This window comes from Micromonospora sp. NPDC049903 (assembly GCF_044460945.1).
In the GTDB taxonomy this organism is placed as follows: Bacteria; Actinomycetota; Actinomycetes; order Mycobacteriales; family Micromonosporaceae; genus Micromonospora.
The window spans coordinates 63896-81581 of the sequence record NZ_JBITKL010000018.1; the positions used below are offsets into that span (position 1 = coordinate 63896).

General features: G+C 73.2%; 14 protein-coding genes. 8 read left to right on the plus strand and 6 right to left on the minus strand.

Features of this window, described 5'->3' with window-relative positions; translation table 11 throughout:
- The first annotated feature begins 3 nt into the window (after positions 1 to 3).
- Entirely contained in the window at positions 4 to 2022 is a 2019-nt protein-coding gene (locus ACIBO1_RS23650; RefSeq protein ID WP_396750062.1) for a copper resistance protein CopC, read from the plus strand.
- Here ACIBO1_RS23650 and ACIBO1_RS23655 read toward each other — a convergent pair.
- The gene (locus ACIBO1_RS23655; RefSeq protein WP_396750064.1) at positions 2009 to 2989 is read right to left on the minus strand and encodes an ArsR/SmtB family transcription factor; all 981 of its coding nucleotides are present in this window, start codon (positions 2987 to 2989) and stop codon (positions 2009 to 2011) included. The two genes, ACIBO1_RS23650 and ACIBO1_RS23655, sit on opposite strands and share 14 nt — an antisense overlap.
- A gap of 58 nt (positions 2990 to 3047) precedes the next feature.
- Here ACIBO1_RS23655 and ACIBO1_RS23660 point away from each other — a divergent pair, with 58 nt between their 5' ends.
- The 3 genes from ACIBO1_RS23660 (at position 3048) to ACIBO1_RS23670 (ending at position 5896) form a co-directional block, all read left to right on the plus strand.
- Complete coding sequence (locus ACIBO1_RS23660; protein WP_396750066.1) at positions 3048 to 4247, plus strand: MFS transporter; 1200 nt, start codon at positions 3048 to 3050, stop codon at positions 4245 to 4247.
- A gap of 148 nt (positions 4248 to 4395) precedes the next feature.
- Positions 4396 to 5274 carry a hypothetical protein gene (locus ACIBO1_RS23665; RefSeq protein WP_396750068.1) on the plus strand — a complete coding sequence of 293 codons (879 nt, stop codon included), beginning with the start codon at positions 4396 to 4398 and terminating at the stop codon, positions 5272 to 5274.
- A gap of 70 nt (positions 5275 to 5344) precedes the next feature.
- Positions 5345 to 5896: an adenylate kinase gene (locus tag ACIBO1_RS23670; RefSeq protein ID WP_396750070.1), complete on the plus strand. Its 552-nt coding sequence runs from the start codon at positions 5345 to 5347 to the stop codon at positions 5894 to 5896.
- A 44-nt stretch (positions 5897 to 5940) separates the two neighbouring features.
- On the opposite strand, the gene ACIBO1_RS23675 is transcribed toward ACIBO1_RS23670, so the two are convergent.
- The 3 genes from ACIBO1_RS23675 to ACIBO1_RS23685 all read right to left on the minus strand — a co-directional run bounded on the left by ACIBO1_RS23675 (position 5941) and on the right by ACIBO1_RS23685 (position 9509).
- Positions 5941 to 6576 (minus strand): response regulator transcription factor, encoded by a 636-nt coding sequence (locus ACIBO1_RS23675; protein ID WP_350697170.1) that lies wholly within the window; start codon positions 6574 to 6576, stop codon positions 5941 to 5943.
- Positions 6548 to 8683, minus strand: coding sequence for a sensor histidine kinase (locus tag ACIBO1_RS23680; RefSeq protein WP_396750072.1), 2136 nt, complete (start codon positions 8681 to 8683; stop codon positions 6548 to 6550). Before ACIBO1_RS23680 ends, ACIBO1_RS23675 begins: the two co-directional genes overlap by 29 nt.
- Before the next feature lie 127 nt (positions 8684 to 8810).
- On the minus strand, positions 8811 to 9509 hold the full coding sequence (locus tag ACIBO1_RS23685) for a hypothetical protein (RefSeq protein ID WP_396750074.1): 699 nt from the start codon (positions 9507 to 9509) through the stop codon (positions 8811 to 8813).
- A gap of 208 nt (positions 9510 to 9717) precedes the next feature.
- On the opposite strand from ACIBO1_RS23685, the gene ACIBO1_RS23690 reads away from it, so the two are divergent.
- A complete protein-coding gene (locus ACIBO1_RS23690) occupies positions 9718 to 11745 on the plus strand; it encodes a hypothetical protein (RefSeq protein ID WP_396750076.1) in 2028 nt (675 codons plus the stop codon).
- Positions 11732 to 12646 carry a hypothetical protein gene (locus ACIBO1_RS23695; RefSeq protein WP_396750078.1) on the plus strand — a complete coding sequence of 305 codons (915 nt, stop codon included), beginning with the start codon at positions 11732 to 11734 and terminating at the stop codon, positions 12644 to 12646. Before ACIBO1_RS23690 ends, ACIBO1_RS23695 begins: the two co-directional genes overlap by 14 nt.
- A 109-nt stretch (positions 12647 to 12755) precedes the next feature.
- Here ACIBO1_RS23695 and ACIBO1_RS23700 read toward each other — a convergent pair whose 3' ends face one another.
- Entirely contained in the window at positions 12756 to 13970 is a 1215-nt protein-coding gene (locus ACIBO1_RS23700; protein WP_396750160.1) for a S8 family peptidase, read from the minus strand.
- Between the two features lie 1300 nt (positions 13971 to 15270).
- Here ACIBO1_RS23700 and ACIBO1_RS23705 point away from each other — a divergent pair.
- On the plus strand, positions 15271 to 16581 hold the full coding sequence (locus tag ACIBO1_RS23705) for a cellulose binding domain-containing protein (protein ID WP_396750080.1): 1311 nt from the start codon (positions 15271 to 15273) through the stop codon (positions 16579 to 16581).
- Between the two features lie 140 nt (positions 16582 to 16721).
- Positions 16722 to 17507: a DUF4184 family protein gene (locus tag ACIBO1_RS23710; protein WP_396750082.1), complete on the plus strand. Its 786-nt coding sequence runs from the start codon at positions 16722 to 16724 to the stop codon at positions 17505 to 17507.
- Here ACIBO1_RS23710 and ACIBO1_RS23715 read toward each other — a convergent pair.
- Positions 17443 to 17661 carry a hypothetical protein gene (locus ACIBO1_RS23715; RefSeq protein ID WP_396750084.1) on the minus strand — a complete coding sequence of 73 codons (219 nt, stop codon included), beginning with the start codon at positions 17659 to 17661 and terminating at the stop codon, positions 17443 to 17445. The genes ACIBO1_RS23710 and ACIBO1_RS23715 overlap by 65 nt on opposite strands.
- Positions 17662 to 17686 lie beyond the last annotated feature (25 nt).

Here is a 17686-nt window from a genome sequence, read left to right on the forward strand (position 1 = left end):
CTGATGCGTCGACTCCCAGCGGCTCCCCGACGCGTGGTCTCGGGCCTCCTCGCGCTCGTCCTCGCCTCGGCCGCCGTCCTCCTCGCGTCCACTCCACCGGCCGCCGCCCACGGCACCCTGGCGACGTCCACACCGGCGGACGGCGCCACCGTCGACACCGCACTGACCACGGTGGAGCTGTACTTCACCGAGCAGGTCCGGGACGACGCGTACTTCACCGTCACCGCGCCGGGCGGCGCCCGGGTCGACAACGGCTGGACGCACGGGACGCCCAAGCCGCTGGACCGCCCGGTCCGGGAGTACTTCCTGGTCGACGGCGTCTTCGAGCCACGCGAGTACGCCACCGGCTTCCCCGCGGTGCTGACCCTCGCACACCTGCCCGCGACCGGCCGCTACTCGGTCAGCTACCTCTCCGTGGCCTCCGACGGCGAGACCGTACGCGGCACCATGAGCTTCCGCTACACCGGACCGGTCACCGACGCACCGACCGGATGGCAGCCGCCCACGGACCAGCCCGCCCCGGCACTGCTCGCCGCAGCGCAGCAACACGAGACGTCCGGCTCCGGCGCGACACCCGCCGCCTCACCCGAGGCGGCCCCCGCACCGGCGACGACCGAGCCCTCCTCCTCCGACGGCGGGGACGGCGCCGGATGGCTCGCCTGGCTCACCGGCGCGGTGGCGCTCGGGGCGGCGCTCGCGGCCCTGCTCGTCCTGCGCCGCCGCCCCACCACCCGCGTCCCCGCCGGCCGGTCCCGCCCCACCCGCCCCCGGGGTGACACCCGCCGGACCGGCACCGGACGTCGACCCGACGCCAGGGCCGTCCCAGCGACCACCGCGAAGAAGCTGGCGTCGGGGCGGAAGTCCGGCAGCGGCGGAGCCAAGACGTCTACGGTGACCGCCTCCACAGCGGAAGCCGGCCGGACCTCGACAGTGGTGGCGAAGTCCTCGGCGCGCGCAAGCGCGACGTCGGCGGCCGATGCAAGGCCCTCGGCGGGCGTCCCGGTCGGTGCGCTCGCCACCACCGAGCGGGAAACGCCGGTCGTCGACCCACCGGACGACGCGGACCTGGTCCGCACCGGCCCGGGGAACCGACGCGGCGACGCCCGGCTGGTGCTGCTGGTCGGTGGGCTGGTGGTGGCCCTGCTGGCCGGGTTCGGACTGGGTCGCCTCGGCACCGGCGAGCCACGGACCACCAACACCGACGGCCAGCAGGCGGCCACCGCCGGGTCACCGGTCGCCGGAGCGATGGCGGGCGACGGACACCAGCACCCGGCCGGCACCGGACCACACACCCACCCGGGCGACGGCACCGGCCAGGCGACCGGCACCCAGGTCAGCGTGGGCGGCTACACCCTGCAACCGGTGCTGCGGACGCAGCAGGCCGGCAAGGACCTCGACTACCGGTTCCGGATCGTCGGCCCCGACGGGCAGCCCGCCACCCGGTTCGCGGTGGTGCACGAAAAGCCGCTGCACCTGATCGTGGTCGGCAACGACCTCGGCGGCTACCAGCACCTGCACCCGACGATGGCGTCGGACGGCACCTGGAGCGTCCCGCTGACCGTGGCGAAGTCCGGCGACCACCGCGTCTACGCCGACTTCTCCGTCACCACCACCGACGGTCGACAACTGCCATTGGTGCTCGGCGTCGACCACCACGTGCCCGGGGCGTACACCCCGGCGGGGCTGCCGCCGCCGCAGCGGGAGACGACCACCGGGCCGTACGCGGTCGCGCTGGAGGGCACGCCCACAGTGGGCGTGACGACGCCGCTGGCACTGCGGGTCACCCGCGCCGGTGGCACCGAGCCGGCCCGACTCGAACGCTACCTGGGCGCGTACGGGCACCTGGTGCTGATCCGGGAGGGGGACCTCGGTCTCGTGCACGTCCACCCCGAGCAGGAACTCATCGACGGTGCGGTGACGTTCTGGCTGACCGCGCCCAGCCCCGGCCGGTACCGAGCCTTCTTCGACTTCCAGGTCGACGGCGAGGTGCACACCGCGGCGTACACCGTCACCGTGGAATGACCGGTACGGCCGCCGCGCCGACCCCGGCCAGGGCGGCGCCGCGCGGGGTGTGCCAGTACAACACCTCCCGGCCCGACCTGCGCCGGGTCACCATGCCGGCGTCGCGGAGCACCCGCAGATGGTCACCGACCGCGCCCAGGGACAGCCCGGTGACCGCCGCCAGGTGCGACGTGCTCAGCGGGTTCGCCAGCCGAACGAGGATGTCCGCGCGGTGCGGACCGATGAGCCGGTCCAGCCCGTCCGGCATCGGTGGGGTGTCGTCGGCGAGGATGCCGCTGGCCGGATAGACCATGCCGAAGCGGGTCGGTGGGTCCCACAGCACCCAGCCACGCGCGCAGTGCGCCGGGACGAACACCAACTGCTCGGCCCGATCGAGCGGCAGCGGCGGTGCGGGATACTCGTTGACCTGGAGATGGCCGTCGCCGAGCCACCGCACGGCGGGCTTGAAGTCGGCGAGTACGCCCGCCCAGCCCTGGGTGCTGAGCCGGGCGGTGCGGGCCACCACGTCGGCTCGCAGCCGGCGTTCCCGCGCCGGCCACTCCGGTCGCACGGTCTGCGTCCACACCCAGTCGAGCAGGGCCACCACGTGCTCGGTCAGCCCGTCGCCGCGCAGCGGCTCGGCGAGTGGCCCTGGCCGGGCCGCCCGCAGATCGGCCCGGATCCGGTCGTCGCCGCGTCCAGCGACGACCGTCAGCTCCTCGGCGAACGTCGGTGCGGCCGTGGCAGGGGCCAGGGTGAGGAAGTCGGCGGTCCAGCGCGGCTGGAACGCCGCCGCCAGCAACACCGGCAGCAGCGGCCGGGCCGCCAGCATCCGCTGGTACGCGTCGAGGTGCGGGCGGCGCCAGGCATGCTGCCACGGTCGACGTGGGCTGTGTAACGCCCGCAACGCGGCGACGGTGTCGGTCATCGGCGAGATGACGAACCGGCTGTGCGCCAACAGATCCACCGGTACCTGCCAGACGGACATGTTTCGTCTCCAGCCGTAACTGTAGGGCGCGCGGCGACCCGCGCCGAGGATCGTCGGAGTGAGAACCTACTCGGAGCTGTTCGCCGTCCACGAGTTCCGCAACCTCTTCGTGGCCAACTGCGCCGGCATCGCCGCGCACACCACCTCGGCGCTGGCGCTCGGCTCGCTCACCTACGTCGCGACCGGGTCGGCCCTGCTCACCGCGCTCAGCATGTTCGGCGCGCCGCTGGCCAGCGTGCTCGGCAGCCTGACCCTGCTCTCCGCCGCGGACAGCCTGCCGCCTCGCCGGGCGTTGACCATCGCCGCGCTCGTCGCGCTCGCCGGCGCGGCCCTCCAGGCACTGCCGGGGCTGCCGTTGTGGGCCAGGTTCGCCCTGATCCTGACGGTCGCGTACGTCGGGTCGGTCACCGGCGGCGCTCGGTGGGCGCTGCTCAACGACATCCTGCCGCCCGGCGCGTACGTGCTCGGCCGGTCCACGCTGAACGTGAGCGTCGGCGTCATGCAGATCGCCGGTTTCGGGGCGGGTGGCGTGCTGCTGATCTGGCTGAGTCCGTACCAGGTGTTCCTGGTCGCCACCGGGCTGCGGGCCGTCGCGGTGGCGGTGACCTGGTTCGGGCTGCGGGAGCGACCGGCCCGGGCGGACGCGCCGACCTCGACGGCCCGGACCATGCGGATCAACCGGGAACTGTGGGCCGATCCGGGACGCCGCTCGCTGTACCTCAACCTGTGGCTGCCCAACGGCCTGGTCGTGGGCTGTGAGGCGCTATTCCTGCCGTACGCCGGTGACCGCGCCGGCTTTCTGTTCGCCGCCGGCGCCCTCGGCATGCTCACCGGTGACGTGCTGGTGGGCCGGTTCCTCGGGCCGGCCACGCGGCAGCGCTGGGTCCTGCCACTGCGACTGCTGCTGCCGTTGCCGTACCTCGTCTTCCTGGTCCGTCCGGGACTGCCGCTGGCGGTGCTGGCCGCCATGGTCGCCTCGATCGGGTTCGCGGCCTCGCTGCCGTTGCAGGAGCGGCTGCTGGCCCACTCCCCGCCACAGGCGCGCGGTCAGGTGCTCGGCCTGCAACAGAACGGCATGCTGACCGGGCAGGCGATCTGCGCGGCGCTGGCCGGCGCGGTCGCCGACGTGATGCCGACCCATCGAGCGGTGGCCGTGCTGGCCGCCCTGTCGCTGGCGACGACGCTGCTCCTCACCCGAGGCCTGCGCCACACCCGGCCAGAGGTGCCGCCGACCGCCGCCGAACCGGCCCAAGCCTGATGTGCTGACAGCCGAGGACGAGATGCAAGGAGGGGACCCCTACTAACGCCTGGTGAGGTAAAGGGGTCCCCTCCTTACATCCGAGCCCGGCGCGCGCGAAAGATGACGGTGGAAGAAACCGATCGGGCTCCGGATACGTCGGATCGGCATGAAGATTCATCGAAGCGGGCGGCTGGCGGTCCTTCCCCTGCTGTTGCTGACCTCGGCGGCCTGCGGCCAGCAGGGGGCCGGCGGCGCGGGCGACGCCGGTTCTCCCGAGCGCTCCTACTCGGCGGACTCCGTGGTGTTCCGGATGGACTACGTCGGCGGGTTCGTCACGCCGGCCATGCTGGCCACCCGCCTGCCCGCGATCAGCGTCTACGGCGACGGTCGGGTGATCACCGAAGGGCCGACGACGCTGCAGTATCCCGGCCCGGCCATGCCCAACCTCCAGGTCCGCACGATCAGCGCCGACGAGGTCGAGAAGTTGGTGGCGCAGGCCCGGGCGGCGGGTGTCGGGGGAGTCTCCGATCTCGGCACCCCGCCGGTCGCGGACGCCGCCTCGACCCGGTTCACCCTGCTGGGGGACAAGGGCGTCGAGGAGTCCGAGGTCTACGCGCTCGGCGAGGCCACCGGCACCGACAGCGGCCTGAGCGCCGAGCAGCAGTCGGCCCGGGACAAGCTGCGCGCCTTCGCCGAGTCCTTGACCGACCCGTCGGGCCCGCTCGGCGACACCCTGGGCGACACCACGGCGTACGCGCCGACCGCCGTCGCGGCCGTCGCCGAGCCGTGGGTGGCCGACAGCGAGGCCGGCGAGCAGCCCGAGGTGGCGTGGCCCGGGCCGGCCCTGCCCGGCACGGCCCTCAGCAAGGACCTGGGGCTGGGCTGCGTGACGGTCACCGGTGACGAGGTGCGCACGCTGCTCGGTGCGGCGGCGAGCGCCAACATGGCGACGCCGTGGACCTCCGACGGCAAGCAGTGGCGGGTCACCCTGCGGCCGCTGCTGCCCGACGAGGCGGACTGCGGCGACCTCGCGAACAAGCGCTGAATCCCGACCGGGCGGCCGGTCACCCGACCCGGCCGCCCGGCGCGCGGACCACTCGGTAGGCTGCCGCGCGATGAACAGCCCGACTCACATCCTGGTGTACGGGGTGCACGGCTCCGGCAAGTCCACCCTCGCGCAGCAGTTGGCTTACCGGCTCGGGCTGCCCTGGCACCCGGTCGACGACCTGCTCTGGGAACCCGGCTGGGTGGAGGTGCCGGTCGCGGTGCAGCGCAGCCGGATCGAGGCGATCTGCCGCAAGGAGCGGTGGATCCTCGACGGGGCCTACCACGGCTGGCGGGACGTTCCGCTGGCCCGCGCCGACCTGGTGATCGGGCTGGACTACCCGCGTGGGCTCTCCTTCCGGCGGCTGCTGCGCCGCACCGTGGACCGGCTCCGGACGGGGGAGGAGATCTGCAACGGCAACCGCGAGTCGCTGGGCAGCGTGCTCTCCTCGGAGTCCGTCCTGGTCTGGCACCTCACCGGGTACGCCCGTGAACGCGCCCGGATGCGCGCCTGGCAGCAGGACCCGGCCGGGCCGCCGGTGCTGCTGTTCGACACCCCGCAGGCGCTGGAGCAGTGGCTCGCCGCCCTGCCGCCCCGCCCGCCCGGCGGACCGCCCCGCTGACCCGCCCGCCCGGCGCGCTGCCCCGGCTCATCGAACCGCCCCGATCAGAGCCCCTGGCGGCGGGCCACGCTGATGGCCTGGGCCCGGTCGGCGACCTGGAGCTTGGCGAAGATGTTGGAGACGTGGTTGCGGACCGTCTTCGTGCTCAGTCCCAGCCGGGTCGCGATCTGCGGGTTGGTCAGGTGCGCGGCGATGAGCGTCAGGATCTCCCGCTCCCGCGAGGTGAGTTCGGGGAACGCCGGTTCGGCCCGGTCCAACCCGGCGAAGTAGCCCATCAGGCGGGTGGCGATGGCCGGGCCGAAGATCGCCTCGCCGTCGGCCACCACCCGTACCGACCGGATGATCTCCAGTCGACGGGCGCCCTTGAGCACGTAGCCACGGGCACCGGCCCGCAGCGCGGCGAAGACCGAATCGTCGTCGTCGGCCATGGACAGGATCAGCACCCGGACGTGCGGGCTCATCCGGACCATCCGCTCGGTGGCCGCGATGCCGCCCATCCCCGGCATGGTCAGGTCGAGCAGCACCACGTCGGGTTGCAGCCGGGCGAGTACGGCCAGCGCCTCCTCGCCGCTGGCCGCCTCGCCGCACACCTCGATGTCGGGACTGGTGGCGAGCAGCGCGCGCAATCCGGCCCGGAACGGCGCGTGGTCGTCAACCAGCAGGGTCCGGATCTGGTCCATCGGTCTCCTCCGTGCCGGTGAGCAGGGTAGCGGTCACCAGCGTGCCGGCGCCCGGTGTTGAGGTGACGACGCAGGAGCCGCCGAGTTCCTCGGCCCGTTCCCGCATCGAGTGCATGCCCACGCCGTCCGGCCGGTCGGTCCGGCGGCCCCGGCCGTCGTCGTGGACCTGAAGGCACAGCCACCCGCCGGACACCCGCAGCCGCACCTGCACCTGGGTGGCCCGGGCGTGTCGGCGCGCGTTGTTCAGCGCCTCCACCGCGATGCGGTAGGCGGCCACCTCGGCCGCCGCGGAGAGTTCCGGCAGCACCGGCGGGGCGTCGAAGACCACCCGGGGCCCGTCGTCCGGCCAGCCGGCGATGTGCGACCGCAGCGCCGCGATGACGTCCATGGTGTCCAGCGCCGGTGGTCGTAGCCCGTTGACCAGCCGCCGGACGTCGGCGACGGCGGTCTGCGCGTCCAGCACGATCTCCTCCAGCAGCCGCTGGGTCTGCGGACCCGGGCCGAGTTCCTGGGCCGCCTCGGCGCGCATGGTCAACCCGGCAAGCGTCGGCCCGAGGCCGTCGTGCAGGTCGCGACGCAGCCGCCGCCGTTCCTCCTCGCGGGCGAGCACCAACTGCTCGCGGGAGCGTTGCAGGTCGGCGGCGAGCGACTGGGCCCGGTCCAGGGCGCCGACCGCCTGCACCGCGACACCGATGTGCCGGGCCAGGTCGCGCAGCAGGCGCAGTTCCCACGCGCCGAGCGTGGTCTCCCCGATCCGGGGGCCGAGCAGCAGGTGACCGACGGTGTCGTTGGCGGCCAGCGGCAGCCGCACCGGGTCCGGTGGCGGGACACCCAGCCGGTACGACCGGCCGTCGACCGTCTCGATCTCCACGTAGGACAGCTCCAGCGCCTCGCGGACCGTCGCGGTGCTGGTGGCGAGTACGGCGGCGGCGTCCTGGGTCTGGTCCAGCCGCTGCCCCAACCGGGCCAGGACCGCGTACGGGTCGTCGCGTTCGCCGTACACCAGCAGGTTGACGCGGCGTTGCAGCCAGCCGCGCAGCGGCGCCAGGATCAGCGCGGCCACGGCCGCGGCGACGAACGAGACCGGCAGACTCGCCGAGGCGTCGAAGCCGGCCCCGAGCAGACCGACGACCAGCACGTACGCGCCGCCGACCGCTACCGACAGGGCGACGAACACGGCGGTCCGGCTGATCAGCAGGTCGATGTCGATGAGCCGGTGCCGCAGGACGGCGATACCGACGGCCACCATGATCAACGCGCCGCTCAGACCGCCGGCCAGGTCCCAGAACAGGTTGCCGTGCGGCCAGATGTTCGGATGCGCGTCGGTCAGACCGGCGACGAGCCGGGCGACCACCACACCGACCGCGACCGCGACCGCGTACCCGAGCCACTTGACCTGTTGGCGGCGGACGCCCCGGGCCCGGCGGGCCTGCCACACCATGGTGCAGCCGGCGGCCACATAGATGATCGCGCTGGCCAGGGTGGCCAGGACGGCGGTCAGGTCGGCGACGGGCTGCCAGCCCGGCACGCCGAGCGGGTTGATCGCGCTGACCGGGCTGATCTGTTCGTTGGCGCCGGGTCGCAGTGCCCCGCCGACCATGGCGACGACGCCGAGGAGCACCACCGCCCACACCGCCGGCCGCCACCGGGGTGACAGCAGCCGACCGTCGGGGAAGAAGACCAGAATCAGCGCCATGGCCGCGTTGCCGGGCACCCAGAGCCAGTTCTGCGGCCAGGCCAGCGCCTCGGCGAACGGCACCCGGTCGGGCGCCACCACCAGCCCGTACGCGGAGTACTGGCCGCACGCCTCCTGGAGCGAGAAGCAGAAGCCGCTGGTCAGGGCGAGCCAGCCGATCGGGTTGTCCGGACGGTGGGCGGCAATCGCCGCGCCGACGACCGCGCACGACGTCACCAGCAGCAGGTGCGACATGTCGCCCACCGAGCCGCCGTTGAGCACCGCCAGACCCACCGCGACGGCGGCCAGTTGCAGCGACGCACCGCACAGCGACCACGCGGCGCGGCGCGTCCAGGCGGGACGCGATCCGCGTACGGCTCGCCTCCGGTCGGCGCCCGCGACCGGCGCGACGGCGGTCTCTTCGGTGGTCATGGCGTCGCCGAGACTAGACCGTCGGTCCGGGTCGGCGGATCGGGCGACCGGTCCGGCACCGTCGTCGCCACGGTGGGCCGGTGCCCGCGCGTGGCCCCGCCGGTGCCGCACCATGACCCCCGCACGGTCAGGGCCGCCCGCCCGGACGCGGGCGCAACGCCAACGCCACCCCGGCGACGACCAGCCAGATCCCGCCGGGCACCAGCGAGATGTACTGCACCGGCGCGAGCTGCGTGGCCGCGATCAGCACGGCGACCACCGCGCTGAAGACCGCGAACCAGCGACTCACCGAACCGTGCCGGAGTCCGCCGACCGCGACCGCGGCGGCGGTCAGCCCGATCCCGCCCCAGAGCCAGGCCATGGTGGCGTAGATGGTGAGCTGCGGCGCGATCACGTCCGGGTCGTACTCCGCCGCCGCGTTCAGCGAGAAGAACAGCTCGGTGGAGATCCCGCCGCCGATCAGTAGCCCGACCAGCACCAGACCGACCCCACCGGCGGCGAGCGCGGGCACCAGGCTGCCGGCCGGCTCCTGCGCCCCGAGGTAGCGCCGCAGCCCGGCCGCGAAGACCGCCAGGCAGACGATGGCGACCACCGTCACCACCTGGTGCGCCCAGACGTACCCGGCGCGGTCGGCCAGGGCGGCGACGTAGTCGGCGTTGTCGGCGCGGTACTGCTCGGCGGGGGCGGTCAGGCTCGCGGTGGTGAAGATGCCGACCAGGCCGACCAGGCCGCCGAAGGCGCCGGTCAGGGCCCAGGCGCGCGGCGGGCGTACGGGTGCCGGCGGGGGAGCGCTCGACGGGTTCTCCGGCAACGTGGCGGGATGCATGGTGGTCTCCTTCTCAGGCGGACGGTTCGTCGTCCCGCAGCCTGCCGCCGGGCCGACCCGGTCCGCATGGGGCGTCGCGGTCCACCGATGCGTGAGGTTCCCGACCGGCCGGGACATCGGTCCCTGGTGACCGGGATCGGCCGGCCGGTCTGATGCCGGGGGTGGCACTGCCCGGTGCCCACCGCCCAGCCGGAAAGGACCCACACCGATGACACGCACCTCCTGCCGGGCACGAGGTGTCCCCGCGCCACGCGGCGTCACCCGCCATCGGTGGCGACCACCTGTGGTGGCGCTGCTCTGTCTGGCGCTCGTCGCCTCCGCCTGCACCGCCGACCGGGACGATCCACCGCCGTCGGGCGGGGTCGACCGTCCCGCCCTCGAAGCGGTCGCCGCCACGTTGCCGGCCGATCCGGTGGAGGCGGCCGAACGTCTGGTCACCGAGATCCACGCCGGGGACCCGGCCCGGTCGGCGGCGGCCACCGCCGAACTGCTGCGCCGCGCCGGCCACCCGATCGTGTCGGTACGCGGGCCGGTGGTGGCGATGCCCGACCAGGTGGCGCTGCACGACGCACCGGTCTACGCCGAGCTGCTGCCGCTGCTGGCCGCCGCCACCCGGGCCGGGGACCGGTACACCGTCGACCAGTTCGCCGAGCTGCTGGACGCGGTCGGGCTGACCCGGAAGAAGATGACCTTCGCAGAGGTCACCACCGCCGTCGCGGGCTGGGCCCGGGAACCGGACCACCATCCGATCTTCGTCACCGCGGCAGCCGGCGTACGGGCCCTGTCGGGGCATCGGCAGCAGGTGCTGTTCGCCGGGGCCGACCCGGACTCGGCGTACCTGGACCCGTTGCAGACGGTCCTGCTGCTCGGGCACGCCACCAGCCGTATGGTCGAGGTGGTCGACGATGCCCAGCCCCGGGCGGCGGCCCGGCCCGGCGCGCTCGACCGGTTGGTCGGCGGCGGGGTCGCGTACGCCTCGGACGGGCCGTGCAAGGCGCTCACCCGACGGTTCGGGTCGCCGCAGGACCCGGTGGCCAAGGGGATCGTCGACTCGATCAAGGGTTACCTCAAGGACAGCCTAATCAAGAATCTCTCCGACGAGGCGCAGGACCGGGTGGGCAAGGCCGACGAGGTGTGGGGCAAGTCGGCGGCGGCGGCGAGCGCGATCCTGTTGCTGCTGGGCGCCCGCCTCTCGCTGAGCACCGACAAGACCAGCACGCACTTCAAGCACACGGCGGGCAGCCGGGCCGAACACGTCCTGCTGACCGCGACCGCGACCTTCGATCTGGAGACGGCGCTCGAAAAGATCGACTGCTACGCGTTGGCCGGGGTCTCGGTGCCCAGGAGCGGACCGCTCAAGGACTTCACCGTCCGGTTCAGCAGCATCCAGCCGCAGGTCGGCACCATCCAGAAGGGCGGCACCCAACTGCTGAAGGCGGTCTCGGCGGACAGTGTGAAGTCACAACGGGGCGTCAAGACCGGTGCCGACGGCGTGGCCACTCTGGAACTCAAGCCGCCGGTCGAGGACCCGAGCGGCGAGGGCGAGAAGCTGACCGGCCAGGCCACCTACATCGCCTCGCTGGACAAGGAGAGCCTCCCGTTCGAGCTGGGCGACGTCTACGGACTGCTCAGCAACCCGGTCGGCTTCGGCGTGGGCAAGAACTTCGACCTGCTCCGGGACGTCCTGGTCAAGGCGGGCCTGCCGGCGCAGCAGATCACCATCGAGGTCACCTACCACGGGTCCGACATCGTGCTGGCCCAGGGCGCGGGCGAGGTCAACCTGATCCTCGCGAAGCTGCCCAAGGTCTACGTCGACCTGGTCAGCTGCGCCGGGCTCGCCGGGCCGTTCACCGGCACCGCCGGCTACAGCGGCGCGCAGAGCGGCCAACTGTTGCAGATGGCCGGCGCGGCGACCGGGGTGCACGTCCCGAAGGGCTTCGCCGGCAGGGACAACAGGATCAGCGTCACGCCCAACAACCAGGGCGGCCCGGAGCCCTTCTTCATCATGAAGGGCGAGGGCGGCAACCAGTTCCTCGACGGCGTCCTGCGGTTCTATCCGTTCCTGAACACCCGGGCCGAGATACTCGCGGACTACCGCGTCGGTCGGCCGGTCGGCGACGTCGAGATCCTGCTCGCCGGCAGTTCGTTCCCGTTCAGCAGGCTCTCCTGGCCGGTGGTCCGGGTGACCACCGACCCGCGATGCCCCGAGGTGAGGTACTTCCATGACGAGACGTGACCGGTGGCGCACCGGGGCGGTGACGCTCGGCCTTGCCGTGGTGCTGACGCTGACCGCCTGCACCGGCGGCGGGTCCACCCCGGACACCGCCCCCGAGGGGCGGCCGGGTGGTGGCGTCGGTGCGACCGACGACGGCGCGCCACCGGCCGCCTTCCCCGGGCTGTACCTCGCCGCCGACGTGGTGCCGGTCGAGTCGTCCGACACCCGGATCACGCTGGCCAGCGGGCGTCGGTGCCGGGACCTGTCCGCGATGCTCGCGGCCGGTCAGTGGCACCGGGTCGACCGGCTCACCTTCGGCACGCTGGGCAGCGCCGAGGTGGCCCTGCTGGCCGGCTTCGGCGGGGTCGCGGGTGACCTGCTGCGTCGGGGCGACCGGCTGGTCTTCGCCGGTCTGGAGGGCGATCCGGCCTGCACGGCGACCGTGACCGAGGTGACCCGGGCAGAGATCGGGATCGAGGGCCGGGGGCTGCCGGGGGCGTCACCGGGCTGGGTGGCGACCACCCGGTGCTACCGGTCCAAGGCCGACGGCACGCTGACCGTGAGCCTCTATTTCGACACCGAGGCCAAGGTGGGCGGTCAGGGCCAGCTCGTGCTGACCCGGTCCGGCGACCGGTATCAGGTGGACGACGACACCTCCGCGCTCACCCTGGTCCTGCTGCGCCACTCCGGGCGCTACCTGACCAGCATGTCGGCCGTGTACGCCGAACCACGCCGCCGTCCGGCCGGGCTGAGTCAACTCGTCGCCGGTGACTCGTTCCGGGCCGAGGTGACGGTACGCGACGGGACGGCCGACCGGCCCGCCGGCACCGTCGAGATCGCCGGCCTGGCCGACGAGAGCCGGGGTGGAAAGGTCACGGTGTCGCTGCCCTTCACCTGCGCCCACGTGACCGAGATCCGCTAGCCGGACGGTGGCCCCGGCCCGACAGCGGCGGGCCGTCGAGTCCGAGCGCGCGGGTGCGGAGAGGCCGGGTGTCCCTGCCGGGGGAGCGGCGGGGACACCCGGTGTCCGGTTACAGGTTCTTCTTGTTCAGCAGCAGGTTCGGGGTGCCGGAGAGGCTGCCGGTGACCACACCGCTGGTGCCGTTGGCCACGATCCAGTTGTGCACCGTCGCCTGGCTCGCGTCCCCGTTGGTGGCCTTCCAGAGGGCGGCCACCCCGGCGGCGTGCGGCGTCGCCATCGACGTGCCGTTGAGCGAGGCGGTGGTCGAGGTGGGGTACGTCGAGAGGATGCCCGAGCCGGGGGCGTAGATGTCCACGCAGGACCCGACGGAGGAGTAGCTGGCCCGCGCGTCGGTGTTGGTGGTGGCGGCGACCACCAGCGCGGCGGTGAGGTTGCGCGGCAGCCGGTCACACGAGTTGCCACCGGTGTTGCCGGCGGAGGCGGCCAGGAACACGCCGCTGTTCATCATGTTCGTCAACGCGGTCGCCAGGCTGGCGCTGTACGTGTAGTTCCAGGAGGCGTTGGCCACGGCGGGCTTGTTGGCGTTGCGGGTGACCCAGTCCACCGCACCGATGGCGGCCGACAGCGTGCCGCCGCCGGAGCAGTTGAGCCACTTCACGCCGTACAGCCGGACGTTCTTGGCGACGCCGTGGCTGGTGCCGCCGATGGTGCCGGCGACGTGCGTGCCGTGGCCGTTGCAGTCGGTGTTGTTGGTGTCGATGGCGTTGTAGGCGAACTGGGCGCGGCCGCCGAAGTCGGGGTGGTTGGCCTGGATGCCGCTGTCGATCACGTACGCGTGCACGCCGGTGCCGGTCGAGTTGTAGGTGTAGCTGCGCGACAGCGGCAGGGTGGTCTGGTCGATCCGGTCGATGCCCCAGGCCGGTGGGTTGGTCTGGGTGGCGTCGACGACGTCGTACTGGAGCACGTCCCGCTCGATGCTCACCACGTTGGCGTTGTGCGCCAGCTCGGCGACCTGCGCGGCGGTGAGGCGGGCCGCGAAGCCGTTAACGGCGCGGCTGAAGTAGGCCGAGGGGGCGGCCTTGAGCGCGCGGGCCGGCACCGTGGCGTCGGCGCCGGGCTTCAGAGTGACGACGTACGCGCCGGGGATCACCGCGACGTCACCGGCGGCCTGCGGCGTGGTGACCGGTACGGCGGTGGCCCGGTACGGTCCGCCCGCGGCCATCGCGGGTTGCGGCAGCGCGAGCAGGCTGGTGACGACGGCGGTCGCGGTGATGCCGGCGGCGAGCACGACACGACGCCGACGAGGTAGGCGTGCTTGTGACACGGAGCCTCCTTGGAAGCAGACCACCCGTCGTGGATGATCTTCGATGTCACGGAGGTTATCGGTGTGCGGACCGACATATAAGTCTGTGGATGTTACGGATTGGTACCGAGGTGGGTCGCAGGTGACAGACGCCGGGCCCTGGTCCAGGTACCCGCGCAGCGCCACGCGGCTGCGCGGCAGTCCGTGCTCGGCGACCAGCATCGAGACGTTGCCGAACTCCACCCCGTCGATCAGCCAGGGGCCGGTCGCCTGGGCCAGCGTCTCGGCGGTCACCTCGTCGGCCCGCGCGCCGAGCACCCGGGCCCGCCCGACCGCGGCGGCCCACCGCACCCTCGGATCCGGGTCGTCGAGCAGCCCGATGTCCGGCGCGGCACCGAGCAGGCCGCCGGCCACCAGCATGGACGCCGTCCCGGCTGGACCGGCCCCGGCCATCGCGCCGGCCAGGGCGGGCAGGCTGCCGGCGGCTTCCTCCGGAAACCAGGCCAGCGCGTACGCCGCCGGCACGTGCAGCCCCGGATCGGCCTCGTCGAGCAGGCGGCGCAGCAGCGGCACCCCGGCGCGTACCGCGTCGTAGACCGCCAGATGCGTGTACGCCCACAGTCGATTCCGGCCGTCCTCGGTGAGCGATTCGAGGTAGGTGTACTCGACGTACTCCTTCGGTGCCCCGTCCCCGCCGCTCGACGGCGGCGGCTTGGCGGCGAGCAGTTCCCGCCCACCCTCGGCGGCCCGACGGAACGCGGCCGCCGGGACACCGTCCGGTAGGACCGTGGCGTCCTGGCCGATCGCCAGAGCGGCCAGCAGCCCGACGACGTCCCCGCGTTCCGGGACGGCCGGATCGGCGAGCAGTTCCAGCAGGAACGGCACCGCGTACGCGCTCGCCTGGAAGCGATTTCCCTGGTGGACGATGGTGGTGTAGAGGCTGCCGAGCGTCTCCATCCGGACGTCCGGGTCGGGTGAGGTCAGGTCCCGCAGATATCCGGGCACATCGTCGGCGGCACCGTAGGCGTGGCCGAGCCGCCGCCACTCGATCTCGTCAAGCCCGTCGAGCACGCCCCATCGTCTCCCGCCTCCGGTGCCGTTCCGTCGTCGGGGGCAGCTCATCGACTCCTTGCTATGTTATCGCTCACAGGTTACCGTCCCTACGGGAGTGAGGGGCACGCGCCAGCGCGCGGCCGCGCCTGCGAATCGGCGCGGCCGAGCGCACGGCACCAGGCCGGTCGACGGGCATCCCGGCCGTACCCACCACCACGGCGCCCCCGCGCCGCCCGCGCGTCCACGCGACGCGGAATGGAGTAACACGATGTCCAGGCGTAGATCGTTCTTCGGGCCTGTGCTGCTCGCAGCCCTTCTCCTGGTGGCCGCCGCCGCGACGGCGGTGACCGGCAACCTCGGTCGCACCGCCGCCGCAGCCGAGGTCGGCACGCTCGCCGCGACCGCCGGGTGCGGCAAGACCCCGACCCTGCGCAGCGGTACGCACACCATCCAGAGCAACGGCAAGAGCCGCAGCTTCATCCTGCGGGTGCCCGACAACTACCAGAACACCAACCCGTACCGGCTGGTCTTCGGTTTCCACTGGCGCGGCGGGACGGCCACCGACGTCGCCACCGGCCAGACCGTGCAGCGGGACGCCTGGGCGTACTACGGGCTGCTGCCCCTGTCGAACAACAGCACCATCTTCGTCGCGCCGCAGGGGCTGAACAACGGGTGGGGCAACGCCGGCGGTGAGGACATCACCTTCGTCGACGACATGCTCCGGGTGATCGAGGCGGATCTCTGCGTGGAGACCACCCAGCGCTTCGCCCTCGGCTTCAGCTGGGGCGGCGGGATGAGCTACGCGGTCGCCTGCGCCCGGCCGAACGTGTTCCGCGCGGTCGCCGTGTACGCCGGTGGCCAGATCAGCGGATGCAGCGGCGGCACCGGCCGGATCGCCTACTTCGGGGCGCACGGCATCCGCGACAACGTCCTCGGCATCGCCGGTGGCCGCTCCCTGCGCGACCGGTTCGTCGGCAACAACGGCTGCACCCCGCAGAACCCGCCGGAGCCGAGCCAGGGCAGCCTGACCCACCGGACCACCACGTACTCCGGATGCGCGGCCGGCTACCCGGTCGTCTGGGCGGCGTTCGACGAGGGACACATCGCCGCCCCGCAGGACGGCGCTCCCGGTGACAGTGGCTCGCGTACCTGGCTGCCGGGCGAGACCTGGCGCTTCTTCACCCAGTTCGGCGGCACCACCCCGCCGCCGACCACCACCCCGCCCACCACGACCCCGCCGACCACCCCGCCTCCGGGTGGTGCGTCGTGCCGGGTCACCGCCACGATCAACGCCTGGAACAACGGCCTGACCGAGGACCTCACCATCACCAACACCGGCAGCTCGGCGGTGAACGGATGGTCGCTGGTCTTCACGCTGCCCTCCGGGCAGACCATCACCGGCGGCTGGAACGCCAGCTACTCGCCGACCTCCGGGCAGGTGACCGCGAGGAACGTCTCCTACAACGGCACCATCGCCCCCAACGCGTCGGTCAGCATCGGGTTCCAGGCCAACCACACCGGCAACACGGCCCGACCCGGTGCGTTCACGCTCAACGGCGCGACCTGCACCGTCGCCTGATCGTGCGGGGGCGGAGCCCGTCGGGCTCCGCCCCCGCTTCTTGGTGGCTGCCCGCCTCAACGTGGCGGTGTAGCTGTTCGCGCGTCGGCGTGTCGGGCAGCCACACTGCCACGATCAGCGATGGGCTTAGGCTGCTGTGCGTGCCGTTGACCTTTCCCGCGCATCTCGCGCCGGTGCTGGCGCTGAAGGTCTGGCGGCCACGGTGGTGCGACGGCGTGGCCCTGAGCACCGGTGCCGTGGCCCCGGACGTCGCGTACCTGGCCGCCGGGGCCGACGGTCGCACGTTCGCCGACACCCACTCCTGGCCCGCCCTGTTCTGGTGGTGCCTGCCGGTGGCGTTGGCGTACGCGGCGGTGGTCCGGTTCGCCGGTCCCGACGTCGCGGTGCACCTGCCGGGGAACCGGTGGTTCGGCTGGCGGGGCTACGCGCTGCGGGGACGGGTGCTGCCGCACCGCCTGTGGATCACGGTTGGTTCGGCGGCGCTCGGCGCGGCGAGCCACCTCGGTTGGGACTGGCTCACGCACACCGACGACTGGCTGCGGGTGCTGTTCGGGGTCGACTGGTCCCGGGTCAGCGGCGTGGCCTGGTGGACCGTGTCGGACCTGACGAGCACGGTCGTCGGCAGCGCGCTGGCGGTCGTACTCGTGGCCCGGATCGGTCGGCGCGGCGGGCGGGAGGCGGACGGCGGTGCCGTCCCGACCCGCCGGCCGGCGCTGTTCTGGGGTGTCGCCGGGGCGGCCGCCGTCGCCGGTGCGGCGTGCGTGGCGGCGCTGCCCGGTGCCGACCTGCTCGCGCCGACCGGCGTCCGGCTGTTGCACGTCGCCGCGCTGGCGCTGCTGGCCGGTGGACTGGCGGTGCGGGTCAGCTCGCGCGGGCGGCGCGACGTCTGGCGGCGTACGGCAGTGCGAACAGGTACAGGCCGGTGAAGAGCAGCAGGAACAGTGGCGGCAGGGGCAGGAGGTACACCCACTCGGCCGGTTCCTGCTGTCCCACCGCGACGACGGTGACGATGACGACGGCCACCGTGAAGACGATCGACGTCCACCGGTGCACCTGACGAACCCACGCGTTGCCCCTCACCGGAGCCTCCCTCCGGACCGAGCAG